General features: G+C 55.9%; 11 protein-coding genes. 9 read left to right on the top strand and 2 right to left on the bottom strand.

Features of this window, described 5'->3' with window-relative positions; all coding sequences use genetic code 11:
- The first annotated feature begins 277 nt into the window (after positions 1 to 277).
- The 3 genes from FYC48_RS12700 (at position 278) to FYC48_RS12690 (ending at position 2,426) form a co-directional block, all read left to right on the top strand.
- A complete protein-coding gene (locus tag FYC48_RS12700; RefSeq protein ID WP_230777980.1) occupies positions 278 to 775 on the top strand; it encodes a hypothetical protein in 498 nt (165 codons plus the stop codon).
- 192 nt (positions 776 to 967) lie between these two features.
- Entirely contained in the window at positions 968 to 1,936 is a 969-nt protein-coding gene (locus FYC48_RS12695; protein ID WP_149497071.1) for a transglutaminase-like domain-containing protein, read from the top strand.
- A complete protein-coding gene (locus tag FYC48_RS12690; RefSeq protein WP_149497070.1) occupies positions 1,929 to 2,426 on the top strand; it encodes an ATP synthase subunit B family protein in 498 nt (165 codons plus the stop codon). Before FYC48_RS12695 ends, FYC48_RS12690 begins: the two co-directional genes overlap by 8 nt.
- Here the strand turns inward: FYC48_RS12690 and FYC48_RS12685 are convergent.
- Positions 2,404 to 4,572: a family 16 glycoside hydrolase gene (locus FYC48_RS12685; protein WP_149497069.1), complete on the bottom strand. Its 2,169-nt coding sequence runs from the start codon at positions 4,570 to 4,572 to the stop codon at positions 2,404 to 2,406. The two genes, FYC48_RS12690 and FYC48_RS12685, sit on opposite strands and share 23 nt — an antisense overlap.
- A 103-nt stretch (positions 4,573 to 4,675) precedes the next feature.
- On the opposite strand from FYC48_RS12685, the gene FYC48_RS28140 reads away from it, so the two are divergent.
- The 6 genes from FYC48_RS28140 to FYC48_RS12650 all read left to right on the top strand — a co-directional run bounded on the left by FYC48_RS28140 (position 4,676) and on the right by FYC48_RS12650 (position 12,900).
- On the top strand, positions 4,676 to 6,724 hold the full coding sequence (locus tag FYC48_RS28140; RefSeq protein ID WP_200836595.1) for an alpha/beta hydrolase fold domain-containing protein: 2,049 nt from the start codon (positions 4,676 to 4,678) through the stop codon (positions 6,722 to 6,724).
- 1,339 nt (positions 6,725 to 8,063) lie between these two features.
- Positions 8,064 to 8,903, top strand: a complete 840-nt coding sequence (locus FYC48_RS12670) for a purine-nucleoside phosphorylase (protein WP_149497067.1) — start codon at positions 8,064 to 8,066, stop codon at positions 8,901 to 8,903.
- Positions 8,900 to 9,820, top strand: a complete 921-nt coding sequence (locus FYC48_RS12665; protein ID WP_149497066.1) for a purine-nucleoside phosphorylase — start codon at positions 8,900 to 8,902, stop codon at positions 9,818 to 9,820. The genes FYC48_RS12670 and FYC48_RS12665 overlap by 4 nt, the downstream gene beginning before the upstream one ends.
- Positions 9,777 to 10,610 carry a GltB/FmdC/FwdC-like GXGXG domain-containing protein gene (locus tag FYC48_RS12660; RefSeq protein WP_230777990.1) on the top strand — a complete coding sequence of 278 codons (834 nt, stop codon included), beginning with the start codon at positions 9,777 to 9,779 and terminating at the stop codon, positions 10,608 to 10,610. The genes FYC48_RS12665 and FYC48_RS12660 overlap by 44 nt, the downstream gene beginning before the upstream one ends.
- 136 nt (positions 10,611 to 10,746) lie before the next feature.
- The gene (locus tag FYC48_RS12655) at positions 10,747 to 11,847 is read left to right on the top strand and encodes a hypothetical protein (RefSeq protein ID WP_149497065.1); all 1,101 of its coding nucleotides are present in this window, start codon (positions 10,747 to 10,749) and stop codon (positions 11,845 to 11,847) included.
- A 246-nt stretch (positions 11,848 to 12,093) separates the two neighbouring features.
- Positions 12,094 to 12,900, top strand: coding sequence for a hypothetical protein (locus FYC48_RS12650; RefSeq protein ID WP_149497064.1), 807 nt, complete (start codon positions 12,094 to 12,096; stop codon positions 12,898 to 12,900).
- Between the two features lie 98 nt (positions 12,901 to 12,998).
- On the opposite strand, the gene FYC48_RS12645 is transcribed toward FYC48_RS12650, so the two are convergent.
- Positions 12,999 to 15,059, bottom strand: coding sequence for an alpha/beta hydrolase family protein (locus FYC48_RS12645; RefSeq protein WP_235034224.1), 2,061 nt, complete (start codon positions 15,057 to 15,059; stop codon positions 12,999 to 13,001).
- Positions 15,060 to 15,080: the final 21 nt, after the last annotated feature.

Genomic DNA, 15,080 nt, shown 5'->3' with positions numbered 1-15,080 from the left:
GCTATAGATCATGTTGGCAATCAAGTTAAGCGATCAAGGCAGGACGAATGGCGGGCGCCGGACAGGGTCAGCTGGCTAGGTCAGCCGGAAGGGGCGTCACCGGTGTGCTTGAAACGTGATCACGGGGGGCATCGATCTAGCAGCGGTGGAAACGCAACAAATTGTTGCCGAAAAAAAACGATGTTGCGTTTGCACATCATTCAGAGCGTCCTACTTTTGAACAGATCTCGAGTCGAGACCAACGAATACGCTCCCTGTGCAAATCGCGGAAAATCAAATGAACAAGCGCCCTTTGATGATTGTACTGGCATTGCTAGTCCTAACGTCGGCAGGCGGATGTACTCCGTTCCGAAACTTCTTCTTCGGACGCGGAGCCCAATGCGGCGGAGTCTGCGGCAAACCGTTGCTTCCATTGCGTCGCAACGTTCCGTTGACCGTCGCCCCGGCACCGACCTGCAATACCGCACCGACCTACCAAACGCCCGCGTACAATCCACAACCGGCCTACGGCACTCCATACGTCGCCGCACCTTCCAACGCGTGCGGAACGTGTGCACCGGCTGATCCATGTGCGCCGGCTTACGCCTATAGCCCCTACGACGGTGGCGTGGTCGGAAACGGCGTCAACTCCGGCTATTACAACAATGGGCAATGGTACCCTCGCGAGTACCAGTCAAACTATGGCTACTACGGTCCCGGCTACCGCGTCGACAAAGACGGAAACCGAATCGTATTCGAAGAACCCTTGCCACCCGGGGTGATCTCGGCCGAGTGATCGACGGAGAGACGCGATCGCACAGCAAATCAAACTCCCACGGAACGCAGGCGAGTGAGACAGTCACGGGGATCTCACACGTTTGCGTTCCGTGCTTTTTTGATCAAAGTAACTCATAGCCGTATTGATAAAAAATCGACGACGAGTCTCGCCCACCTTCTTCGTGATGCCCGCAAACCCCAACTTGAATCGATGAACCGCAACCTTTTCTCGAATCGACGCGACGTGCTCAAACAATGGGGACTCCTGACGGTTGCCGGAGGTGTCACGGCGAGCGTCCCGGTTCCGGCGGTTGCCCAAGAGTTGACGTTCGAAGAACAACCGGCGTCGCGCTGGCGAATTGGGTTGTCGCTGAAAACCCCGGTGACTTGCGTCAACGTGTTGGCGACTTTTCCGATTCCTACAGATTGGCCCGAGCAAACGGTGACGCTGCGCAGTCAGAACGTGGACCGTTCGGCGCGATGGCAGGTGCGTGAACTACCCGGTGGCGCAAAACAAGTGGTCGTGCAAATTCCACGCGTCAACGCCGGAACAACAGTCGAGGCGATGTTCGAATTCGATATCTCGCGTTCGCGGATCCTTCCACCAGACGAAACTGAATCGCTGGTGATTCCCAAACGCCTTCCGCGTGAGCTGCGTCTCTACACCGGCAACAGCCCGTTCATTGACGCTTCACACCGGTTGATCCGATCGGCGGCAAAAGAAATTGAAGAGCAAGAGTTCGAAAACGATTGGCGGCGAGTCGAAAAAATTTACGACTACGTTCGCGATAAAGTCGAATACACCGAAGGCGAATTGAAAAACGCTTCCGATGCACTCAAAGACGGCACGGGGGATTGCGAAGAAATGACCAGTCTTTTCGTCGCGATCTGCCGCAACTTGGACGTTCCCGCCCGCGTCGTTTGGATCCCCGATCACTGCTATCCCGAGTTCTACCTCGAAGACGAAGGCGGTGAGGGACGCTGGTACCCGTGCCAAGCAGCCGGAACTCGCCAATTCGGTCGGATGGATGAAATTCGACCAGTGCTGCAGAAAGGCGACCGCTTTAAGCTCCCCGAGAAGAAAGTGCCGGTTCGGTACATCTCCGAATTCTTTCGTTGCGATCGACGCGGAAGCGGAACCCCGGACCCCACTTTCGTCCGCCAACGAATCGATGGCTGATTGGGTACGTCAATTGCATCATGTCGCCGGAATGTTTGATACCGTTCCATCCGATGCCAATGCAGGTGAATTCAAGATGACACGCCACGTCGACCCACTCGTTTCGAACTCACCAGCGACGTTTTCAATGTCGATCTGCCTCGCCGCCTTGTGCGTAACCACGGTCTCGCTCGGCTGCGGCGAAGATCCCAGCAGTCCGGTCGGCGAAGCCCGGCAAGCGCAGGAAGAACTGGAAGAGGCTCGCGAAGAAGCTGCCGAATTACTATCTGAGGCTGAGGAAGAAGCGGTTGACATCATCGCAGATGCGAAAGAAAAAGCGGACGACGAAATCAGCGATGCCAAATCTGAAGCCGATCAATTGATCGGTGACGCGCAAAGAAATTTGGACGCCAAAATCGATCGGCTTCAAACCTTCCCGACGCCGGCCCCCGATGAACCGGCATCTTCGCCTTCCAGCGACGACCAGATTACTCCGCCATCGGGAACTTAAAGCGGCTGACCTCTTCGCCCGTCACCGTATGATGTCGCAACACCAAGGTCGGTTCGCCGTCGCCGTAACTCAATCGCCCTGACAAGAATCCACCGGCAACTCGGAGGAATCGGTGCATGGGGCGTTCGTCGCCTTCTTTCCAGCCCAGTTGATGTTCTTCGCTGCCGGGACCGCAACCGAACTCCCAAAGTCCCGTGTCCGGATCGGTGGATGCATATTGCCAATGGCGATCACCGCACAACACAATTACGTTCTCCAGTTCCGATAGGGCTTCACGAATTTCGTTCCCTTCGTGCTCGAAGATGTCGTTTGCGTGGTTGTCACGTTTGTTTTTCCGATCCGGGCCGATGATCGGCGTGGGGCTACAAATGACCTTGAACGTTGCATCGCTTTCGCGAAGTGATTGCAGCAACCAAGCTTTTTGTTCGGCACCCAAGATTGACTTTTCTGGCCCGTCCTTCATTGAATTCGGGCTGCGAAAATCGCGTCCTTCCAGGATCCAAATCTCCAACGCTTTCCCCCAGCGGACCGACGTATAGCGTTTGGGATGCGAAGGAAATTGTTCGTTATTAAACAGTTCGACACCTTCTTTAAATGATACCGTTCCATACCGCTGTCCGACCCAGCAATCATTCTTCAGGGTATCGTGGTCATCCTTGATGAAGTAGCTCGTTGTATTGGAGTAGAACTCTCGATTGGTGGGCAAGGCAAAGATCCGGCCCCATTTAAATCGCATCAAGGGCTTTGTCATCGCCCACGGGTCGGGTTTGTCGTAGTACTCGATGTCTCCCGCATGGACGATGAAATCGGGGTTCATCTGACGCATGACGGGATAGATTTTGTGGCCCTGCATTCCGTTGTCGCGTCGGATGAAGTCGTGGCAGGTCGTGATGCAGAACTTGATTGGCTGTTCTTTGGTTCTGGACGGAGCGGTTTCAAATCCACCTCGAAGGACGGCGGTGGTAACATCGTCATCGACCGAGCGAGCTTCAACGATGGCCGCATATTGCGTCCCCGGTTTCAGACCTTCGAGTTTCCACTGGGCCGTGCAGTCTGATTCGGACGTCGTTGTCTTCCATTCGGTGACGACAGCGTTCTTGCGTTGTTTCGTTGGAAAGTAAGTGAGACGAACGCGGCCCGGCTGAGACGGGCACGCACCAAACATCTCTTCGAGTTGTTTGCCCTCGGGGATTTGAGCGCGATGAATCTCGGCTTCGTCGGTCGACTTCGACAGCTTTCCTGCCTTGGATGTCGAAAGGCTGATGAACTTGGTTCCCTCGGATAGCAATTCCGGCGACTCGGTTGTCCGCGTCCAGATGACAATCGACGATTGATCGGCCCAACTGTTCTTAATCCCGTTGCCAAGGTACGGGCCGTCGGAAGGCGTTGACGACAAAGCCGATTCGGGGGCCTTCTCGTCGGCCTGTTTGACGACAAACTGAAAATCCTTGTAGACCGCCTTGCCACCATGATCGGTCAGCATGATTCGATCACCGTCGGCCGGTCGCCCAAAGTCTTTCGCCCCATAGAACTTGCTCGTCGCCATTCGTAAGTCCCACTCAGGACCCTGGGTGACGACTTCGGCAACCAGTTCACCATTGAGGTAGTGCTTCAATTGCTGACCGACGGCGACGACTCGCGACTGATTCCATTGCCCAGGCGGATGCAGCGTTTTTGATTCGCTAGGGCCTTGCAGATCGTAGATGCTGGCCGTGCTGCCTTTAGAATGACTCCCCGGTGGCTCATCAATGATCTGGTATTCAATTCCAAGGTAGCTATTGGAGAACATCGATTTGCCGAAACGCCGCACGCGGTACTTCAACCCCGTGTTGCACCCGTCTTCAATTTTCCACTGCCAGGAGAGTTCAAAATGGGGCGGTAACGGAGGCGATACGAGGGTTGCTTTTCCGCCTTGCGGTTTTTGCAGGTGAAGCTCCCCGTCAGTGAACTCCCAATACTCGGTCGCAGGTTGACCGCCGGTGGTCTGCCACCAGTCCGCCGAATAGAACGAGTCTGAATTAGGAGTGGACGCTGAACTAGAAGCTGTTGCGTTCGCGTCCTCCTGCTCGGCATACGCGGACGGGGGACTGCCCACTGCTAGGATGCCGAGCACCCATGCCAGGACGATCGATGATTGAAGTTGCACGTCACACTCTTGGTTGAACGAGATCAAAAACCATTTCACACGGAGACGCAGATATACTAATCGATCGCGACCTCACGCTCACCTCCCACACCTGCCCACCGCCATGCCTCGCAAACCACACCTCCACCAGCATCTTCTCGCCATTGCTGCGACCTGCCTGGTACTTGCAGTAACGACCACCGCGGTTTCCGCCCAAAACCGAACGGCCAGAAAGGCGAAAGATCCGACTCGGCAATTTCGCGATGCGGGCGCCGAAATCAAAATCTATAAAACCACGACCGACGCGGACGGCAACAAAGTCGATCTTCGAGCCTACGTGTTCACACCCAAGACCGACGCAGAGCGACCTCGGTCCGCAATCGTTTTTTTCTTCGGTGGCGGCTGGAAAGCAGGGAGTCCGTCGCAGTTTCTTGAACACTGCAAGCACCTCGCTGCCGAGGGGATGGTCGCGATTACGGCCGACTATCGAGTCCTCAGCCGTCATGGGACCAAAGCAAAATCCTGTGTCGCCGATGGTAAATCGGCGATTCGTTGGGTCCGCCAAAATGCCGAAAAACTTGGCGTCGATCCAGACAGAATCATCGCCGCAGGCGGTTCAGCCGGCGGACACGTCGCTGCCTGCACCGAAATGATCTCCGGTTTTGACGAATCAGACGAAGACGCTGCGGTGTCCAGTCGTCCGAACGGTTTGGCTCTGTTTAATCCAGCCGTAATCCTGGCAAAAACCAAGTCAAAAGAGCCTTTCGACGAAGACAAATTGCGAGCGATGCCGGAACGGATGGGAGTCGATCCGGTGCAACTCTCTCCGTTCCATCAAGTCCGCGAAAATCATCCGCCGACGATTATCTTTCATGGGAAAGCGGATACGACCGTTCCTTACTGGACTGTCGAAAAGTTTGCCGAGAAGTTAAATGCGAACGGTTCGTTATGTGAACTCGTCGGATTTGACGGTCAATCACACGGTTTCTTTAATCACGGCCGAGGCGACAACTCTCACTACGAACGAACCATCGTCGAATTGGATCGGTTCCTTCGCAAGCATGGATTCCTCCCGAAAATCCAACCGGCCTCTTCGACTCAGCCGCTGGCCACGATCGATCTTGATGATCAGCAACAGCGTCAGGTGATCGTCGATCGCGAAGCCGACCAGTATCTCGGACACCCGACCACGTGCTTGCTTGAAGACGGCCAAACGATTCTCTGTGTCTATCCGAAGGGGCACGGCAAGGGATCGATCGTTTACAAACGTAGCGAAGACGGGGGCAAAACATGGAGCGATCGATTGCCGACGCCCGAAAACTGGGCGACTTCCCGTGAAGTGCCGACTCTGCACCGTGTGGTCGATGCCGACGGCAAGAAACGCTTGATTCTGTGGAGCGGACTTTATCCCGCACGACTCGCTGTTTCCGAAGACGACGGACAACATTGGAGCCCGCTGAAAAAGGCCGGCGACTGGGGAGGCATCGTGGTCATGGGATTCGTCGAAGCCCTTTCGACCGGCAAGGGCCACTACTTGGCAATGTTTCATGACGACGGCCGGTTCTTCGACGGAAGTGGAAAACGCACCGGTGTGTTCACTCTTTACAAGACATTTTCGATCGACGGAGGTCTCACGTGGTCCCAACCAGAAAGTGTCTTTCAAGCCTCGGACGTGCATCTCTGTGAACCCGGATGCGTCCGTTCGCCTGACGGCAATCGCTTGGCCGTGCTGCTACGTGAAAACGCCCGTGGCAAAAACTCGCACATCATCTTCTCCGATGACGAAGGCAAAAGTTGGACCGAGCCGAGAGAGTTGCCGTTGGCACTGACCGGAGACCGTCACACAGGGAAATACACCCAAGACGGGCGGTTGCTGATCAGCTTCCGTTGCATCTCGCCCAAGCAACATCAAACAGACCGAGAGTTCGAAGGGGACTGGGTCGCCTGGGTCGGAACGTGGGATGATCTTGTCTCAGGAAACGACGGCCAATATCTGGTGCGTTTAAAAGACAACACCAAAGGCTATGACACAGCTTACCCGGGTGTCGAAGTGTTGCCCGACGACACGGTCGTCACAACCACCTACGGCCACTGGGATCAGGGGCAACCGCCGTACGTTCTCAGCGTTCGGCTCAAGTTGTCAGAACTTGACGCGATGGCCACAACTCCGTAGCGGAAGCCGTCGAGGCTTTCGGCAACACGAAAAAAGCCCCGGTGACCAGATTGGCCACCGGGGCTTTCGAGATTTCGCTTAGGTCAGCGGTCATAGCTCGGAGCGACGCACGACCGTCACCGCTTGTCAGGGAGAAGCTACACGCGGATTGACGACCTTCAAATCGATGTGCTAGGCGGGAACTCCATTGGGGAATTTAGACCCGACCGAAGCCACTCGATGATTTAGTGGCATCCGCAAGCGGGAGCAGCAACTTCGCAACCGCAAGCTGGCTCGATGACTTCGCAGCCACAAGTCGGCTCGCAAGGAGCTGCACAGCCGCTATCGCAGCAGCTGTCTTTGCAGCTGAAGAGCTTCTTGAACAATCCGAAAGGCTTACGCTTTGGAGTGCAGCAAGGGTCAACAACTTCGCATCCGCAAACCGGAGCAGCAACTTCGCATCCGCACGCTGGCTCGATGACTTCACATCCGCAAGCTGGCTCGCAAGGAGCCGCACAGCCGCTGTCGCAGCAGCTGCTTTTCTTGCTGAACAACTTTGCCAACAGTCCACCGTGCTTTTTGCCGCAACCGCTGTCGCAGCAAGGATCCACAACTTCGCAGCCACAAACAGGAGCCGCAACTTCGCATCCGCAAGCGGGTTCCATTGCACATCCGCAGTCAACCGGTGCTTCGCAGCCGCATGCCGGTTCAACGTCGCAACAAGTGTCGCATCCGCTATTACACAATTTGCTGAACAAGCCAAACGCGTTAGCGTTGGCAGACGATCCTGCGGCCAAGACGATGGCCAACAGGGCTGGTACGATTACACGACGCATCGTGATTCTCCATGAATTAAATTTGGAAGGGTCTTGCCAGTCGCGTTTGCCGTTTTTCGTTTAGCCTTTGGTGGTCAACTGTGCCGGTGGGCACTTGCCATTGATGATCTTCGAAAGAACATCACCCGCCGACACACCTAAACGAACAGCGGCATACACGTCACGGGACCATCGGATCAACTATCCATAGTCTTCGTGCAGAAGTGGCTATCGACCTCCCCGTCACCAACTCATCGGGTTAAGTCGAACATTTTTACTCAGCCCCCCTGATCCCACTTCGGATGCACCGGTGATTCGGGCCGTACCGATCATGCCGTCTGTAACCCGGCATCGGGAGGCCGTCCGTGTCGCACCCGGGACGGCGGATCGACGAACAATTATTTGATCGGTCCATTCATCGGATCGGGCTGCGTGATCGATGATCGCCATGGGCTTGCCCCCTCGCCTTCGCCCGCTATTCCGTCGATGATGTGAGGCATGTCCCAAATCCGTTCGCAATCCGCACTCCATTGATTCACCTCGGCATGTTAGACCTGTTTGACAAAATCGAAGAAGCGGCCTCGGCAATCTCCGCAGTCTTTCCGGACCCTCCCAAAGTGGCGATCATCTTGGGGACAGGACTTGGCAACCTCGTCGAGCAAATCGATGTCAAAGCCGCGATCGACTACGACGAAATCCCACACTTCCTTAAATCGACCGCGACCAGTCATCGCGGACGGTTGGTCTGCGGCTATTTGGGTGGCGTGCCGATCGTCGCCATGGAAGGACGCTTTCACATGTACGAAGGCTATCCGCTGAAGCTGATCACGCTGCCCGTACGAGTCTTCAAACGCCTCGGCGCAGAACTCTTGATCGTCAGCAATGCCTGTGGCGGATTGAATCCCTACTACAACAGCGGTGACATCATGGTCATCGACGATCAGATCAATCTGATGGGTGACAACCCACTGATCGGAATCAACGATGATCGACTCGGTCCGCGTTTCCCCGACATGTCGGCCCCGTACGACCCCGCTTGGATCGACCGCACGATCGCGATCGGCCGCCGAGCCGATATCCATTTGCATCGCGGTGTATTTGTTGCTGTCGCCGGTCCGAACCTGGAAACTCGTGCCGAGTACCGGTTCTTACGCACCATCGGTGCCGACGTCGTTGGCATGAGCACGGTTCCCGAAACGATCGTGGCGAATCATTGTGGGTTGAAAACGTTGGGGCTGAGCGTGATCACCGACATGTGTCTACCCGATTCCCTGAAAGAGGCGAACGTTGCGGAAATCATCGCGATCGCGAACGAAGCCGCCCCGCGATTGCAACGAATTGTCACCGACGTCGTCACCGAAGCGGGCCAGACGAGGATCGCATGAGCGACGTTGACTACCGTGATGACGAACCGTCGCGTTTCACCTCGACCTCATCCGCACTCGACCGCGCCGTCGACTTCGTTCGTCAATACTGCCCTGACGGGACGTTTGGCGTCGACCGCGATCGAACCGGCATCGTCCTTGGGAGCGGTCTGGGAACGTTGGCCGACAAAATTGAATCCGCCACGGTGATTCCTTTTGCCGATATCCCCGGCTTTGCCCGGTCGACCGCCAGCGGCCATCGCGGACAATTGATCGTAGGAAGCTTTGGTGGCGGCGATGTGATCGCGATGGCAGGACGTTTGCACCGCTACGAGGGCTGGTCCAATGAGCAAGTCGCCTTTCCGATCGAAGTGATGGTCAAACTTGGGATCAATCGTTTGATTGCCAGCAATGCCGCTGGCGGAGTCAATCCAAAGCTAAGAGTCGGCGACTTAGTGGTCATTTCCGACCACATCGATTGGTTGCACCGTCGCGGCAGTTTTTCCGCGAAGGCTGATTCGAAGACGGTTGCGGGGTCGATTCCCCAGCGTGCCGGCAACGTATATACGCCAGAGCTCGCCCAAACCGCACTTGCCGCCGCACGTGCGAACGGCTTCACCGCAGTTCAGGGGACCTATCTCGCGACGCTCGGGCCGACTTACGAAACACGGGCGGAATACCGGTTGATGCGAACGATCGTAGCGGATGTCGTCGGGATGAGTACGGTTCCGGAGGTACAAGTTGCGGCGAATGCAGGGGTTGCGGTGCTTGCGCTATCAATTGTTAGCAATGTCGCCGACCCTGATCGGGCGATTGTCGCCGATCATTCCGAAGTCCTACAGGCAGGGGACGCCGCAGCAGTTAAACTGGAGCACATCGTTCGACGAGTGATCCATGCCGCATATTCCAAAACCATCAGGCCCGAAGCCAGTACTTAAGTCCGCTCTGGACACCGAAGTCGAGGTCAAGAGCGACACCGAAGCCGTCTTTGACAGCGAGTCGCGGGACTTGATGTCACCGGAGGGGCTGCGCTTTTCGATGGCGCGGCTGACCGACGCAGAATTGCGTGCGGCGGTCCATGTCATCCCTTTGAATGATCAGGAAGACAAGCTTCCACGGGTCGAAATCGACGATGCCGACGGTCAGCACGCCGCCTTGATGCGGTTGAATCATCCGATCAAATTGCGTGTCAACGGATCACTCGGTGACTATGCCTTTGCACATCATCGGCAAGTGATCGTCAAAGTTTTTGGCAACGTGGGGCATGGTGTCGGTGAAGGCATGGCCAGCGGCTCGGTTCGGATTCGTGGAAATGCGGGACATGGAGCCGGGACCGCGATGACCGGTGGGACGCTGGCGATCTACGGATCAGCGGGCGACCGAGCCGGTGCGGCGATGCGAGGCGGAGGCCTGTTTGTCCGCGGTCACGTCGGAAACGAAGTCGGACTCGGCGCGATCGGTGGGACGATCGTAATCGGAGGCGACGCGGGCGAGAATCTCGGTGATCCGCTCAGTGACGTCGCCGTATTTATCCGTGGCAAGGCGGCCAGTTTGGCCGACGGCGTCACGCAAACCAAGCTTCGAAAAAAGCAAGAAGTCCAGCTTGGCTTGTTATTAATCAGCGCCGGGATCCGCGGCGACGCGTCAGACTTCCAGCGAATCGTCCCGATCGCCAAATTGGAGGCCGAGCGGGCGGCCCGTGGAGAAGTCGTTCCGAACTGGCGATAAGCGGTTTCTGAATGGACGCACACCATCGGCTTTTGGGGGCCGTCTTTCGGTAGCCCCATTTAGCCCAAAAAACTAATTGGCCCAATGTCCCGTTTAGCCCAAACAAGTCCTCGAACGTTTTGTGTTAGGAATGTTGATGAGCAATGATCGCCTCGCAGGTCTCCACCTCTTGCCCCCGCGATGCTCCGAGGTCTGGACGAGCACGCCCCTGCGATCGGCACGGCAACTTATCCGTCGATCCGATGACACCAGCATTGCGATCGACTTGCCTATGTTTTGGTACGATCCACCATGGATCGACTTACCACCAATGATCGCCGGGCGACTCGCCGCGTCGGTCGCCAACATGGATGTCATTGTTTCCGCCCTCTGCCGTGACCTCTCCGAATCGGACGAAGAAGTGGGCGAGTTGTTTTTGCCGATCGAGGAAGACGCTACCTCGGCACCGGCTACCCAGCCAAACTTTCTTCCGCGGATGACGCCGTACCGCGTCGAACGCTACGGATTTCTGTCCGAAGATTTTGACCATTCCAGAATTATTGACGTCCGTTTGTCACCCTCTCGTGATCACTCAGGCCGCTTGGCCTATTCGCCGACTCAAATGCAGCGATGGGAACGCTCCGATGAGAGTTCCCCGATCTCCGGTGGCGGTTACGTAGCCGCGTCGACTTTCCCTGCAGACATGATCACGGTGCAGCAGGCAAAGACGAAACTCGATCAACTACGTCGGCTTGCCCCGCAGGCAGCGATTCTCTTGTCGGTCACACCGTATCGACTTGAAGACGAACTATCGGCGGTCCTTCAGTCCAATCCCGACGGCATTATTTTGTGTCTCGATCGCCCCGAATTTGAAGGCCTTCAAATCGCGGCAATTGTTTCGAGCACGCGAGAATTTTTGCGTCGGAAGAACCACGCACAGTTGCCGCTTTGGGTCGTCCCCGGCGACGTCAGTGCCGATGACGTGTCGAAGCTGATCGCTTTAGGGGCGACCGCCGTCGCGGTCGATTCTTGGTGCAGTCCCTTGGTCGATGCGATCCAAGAAGAACTGCGCCACGCCCATTCTTATGAACCGCTGCTACGCGAAATACCGTCAATGGTTTCCGAGCATCTTTGGAGTGACATCGATCGGGTTGTTGGGTTGTGCTCGTCTTTCGAAAGCCAATCGCCAATCAACGAGAAACTGGGGACGTACCACGCCAAATGGGCCAAAGCCTCGGGCGCGTTGATGCTCGCATAGCCCCGGCCTTTCCTAACCCAATGGTCGTTTGGTTCTGATCGTCTCCTCAGCCGATGGGCGTCCCCGGTTACTGGATCGAAACCGTGGCTAACGCCATGCGGCTAATCCTGAATTCGAGTTGGCATGAAGCACTAGCACATTCGGTTCACACTCTTTGACCATTGATTCGCACGTGTGGTGCTCAACGTGCTAAAACGTTACCAGCGAGTTCCCCACCTTCTTTCTTCCTGACGCAGGAGATTGGTCATGATTCGTACTTCGCGATGGATCGGTTTGTTTTCGATCTCATTCCTCTTGACGCCGCTCGGTCTCGCCGACGATCGACCACAACCTCCGTCACAACGCGATCAGCCGTCGATGCATCACGACGACGAACGACAGGAATTTGTCCCGCGACCGCGTCTCGAGTTACAAGCTCCCGTCGATCGAATTCGACAAATCTTTCCCGGTCCTCCGCCGCCCGGTCATCCTCCAAAAGTCGAACGCTATCATGGGCCCGACCTCCCAAACGACCGTCCCGATGGCATCCCCGATCGCGACGTTCCTCATCACGGGCCTGACGGTGAGCGGCGCGGTCAGCCGCGTCCCGATGAAGCAAGAAGCGATGATCAGCGCCGCCGCATCGAAGAACGCTTGGAACAGCGGTTGCATGAAAGACTCGAACTTGAAAACCGCGAACAACAGCATCGACTCGAAATGCTCCGACGGGAGATTCATGAACTCGAACGACACCGTGACGAGCTGAAAGCGGAGATCGAACGAACCCGAGGTCGCCACCAGCAACACCAACGCGAAATCGAAGCACAAGAAGTCGAACGGCACAACGCTCGTGTCGATGAAGAGAGATGGCGCGAGACCACGCACATTGCTTTGGAAATCGCTCAAGAACTTCCTGCGGAAGCATTCATCGATGTGATGTCGGGCATCGCCGACGAGGTGGAACACCCAGAGGTTCGACGCAACATCCAAATCGCATTACTGCGAGCGGCCGTCGAAAGCGAACAGACTGAGCAAGCCGCAAAACAACTACGGCATATCTTTCTCGAACACTGATAACGGTGGGACAAAGGTCGTCGCGAAAGAATCGAGCCTCCGCGCGAGACGCAAGCCGTGTGGTTACGTTGACGTCGGAGGCTAATTTGCCGTCGTGGCTATTGAGAACGCGGCCAGCCTTCGGATTCAACGATGCGTTGGACGTCGGACAACTCGATCACCCGACTGACGTTCAACAAATCCGGCGCGTCACGATTAAAGTTTGGTAAATCCAGGCTGCCGTGATAGGCGATAGACTGGCTCATCAGAGCTGCATAGGCGGCGAACACCGCCGCGTCGCCTTCACCGCTGACCGTGACCGAACTCGAACGCAACGCGTCGACTTTTTCGAGCGCCTTCAACCCTCGACAGACGTCATAGATTTGTTGCCCGGCAAGCGTTTGCCCTAGCAACATGTACCGCCTCCGCAAGTGCGTCCGCGCACGTTCTTCCTCATTCGATCGAGTCGGTCCGACATCGCGCGGCATCAAAAACACTCGGTTGCACGAACACGACGGATCGATGACATCATCGACTTTGGTTGGGTCCGGCTTCATTTCTGGGAATTGACTCGGGAACAGTGTTGCGAGTGCCGGAGCAAACGATCGGTAGCTGGTTTGATCCAAGATCGTGACTTCCGTTGGTGCCTTGCGATCCTTCGCCCTACAGATCAACAGTGCCTTTAATCGATAAGGTTTCTGACTGGTGTACTCAATTACTTTGCAGTCAGGACCCGCATCGTCGCCGGTCACGTCACGAACGTCCAGCTTCGCGTGTTTCTTTGGCCAGCCGTTGAAGGTCATCTCGTGAAGTTTCTTGATGACCTGATCGACAGCATCGTTTGAATCGATCGCGAGCCCTGGTTGAACCTTCGGAACAAAATGGTCGTGTATGTCGGTGACGATTTCGTCGTTCGGCAATTGGTCAAACACCTTGAGCTGCTCTCGTTCGAACCGGGGCGTCGCGACATCGTCAATCAATGACTCGTCATCACGCAAGAACCGATTCATCCATCGAAACGCTCCGATCCGCAATTCTTGCGTGTCTTTGTGTGGTCCTTGACTGATATGCAATCCAAGTTGGCTGGGTTTGCCATAGAACTCATAGATGCGGCGGACGTCTTGATGCAAATCTACGACACCGTCGAGTGGGAAAATTGAATCGCTATCACTGTTCGTGATCAGCAATGGCCTTGGTGCGACCAGTGCCGCGATTTTGGCAAAGTCCCAGCGAAATCGATTGACCATGAACATGCAATCGCAATGACCTTCGACGCAGCCATCGATGACCTGATTTTTAAGGTTGGTGATCCCGGCAACCGGAACCGCGACTTTGATACGTTCGTCGATCGCAGCGACCCACCACGAGTACACGCCTCCGCCACTTCGCCCCGTCACTCCGATTCGTTCGCCGTCCACTTCCGGACGTGACTGCAGATAGTCCAGCGAGCGAACGCAATTAAATGCCTCCACACCCGCGGGGGTATATCCTCGGTTATTCCACCACCACATCTTTTCGCGATAGGTGCCATGATGAATGCCTTCGATTTCGCCGAGCTGAATCGTATCGATCGTCAAACATACGTAGCCGTTGCGGGCGAACCAAGCACCGTGGTGCTGATAGTGCGTTTTATTGCCTAGACTGGTACCGTTACGATCTCGTTCGCCACCGTGTCCACAGACGTAAAGAATCGCGGGAAGTGGACCGTCTTGGTGTTTTGGCCGATAGAAATTTGCGGTGACGTAGAGACCCGGCATTGATTGAAAATGCAAGTTTTCGACGGTCACGCCGTCCGCTTCATGGCGCCCCGTGACGACTGGCCGCAAGTCACCTCGTTCAGGAAACGGATTTAACCCCAGCATGTCCAGCAACTGCTCGCGAAACTCTCCGCGTTTGTTCGTCCAGTCTTCAAGTGATTGAATGTCGCGAAATGATTGTCGAGCGATTTGCTCTGTCTGTTGCCGAAAGTATCGCGCGGCCAATTCGTCTCCGCCGACGGCGGAGGCATGCGTTGCTGTTTTATCTTGTTCCGCATGCTTCGATTGGGCGAACCCCGTCGAATTTGTCACCACACCGGCAATGACCGCCAAGCATGCCATTATCAGTCCAGTCGAATGCCGACGTCCGGTTTCACCGTAACGTTGGCTGCTCGGCAGTACGACAGGGTACCTAGTTTTCATTGACAGTGGCTTTGACAGATC

Origin of the sequence: Roseiconus lacunae (assembly GCF_008312935.1) — a bacterium.
Lineage (GTDB): Bacteria > Planctomycetota > Planctomycetia > Pirellulales > Pirellulaceae > Stieleria > Stieleria lacunae.
Note: the sequence above shows the minus strand (reverse complement) of the source record. Positions and strands in the feature narration are given on the sequence as shown.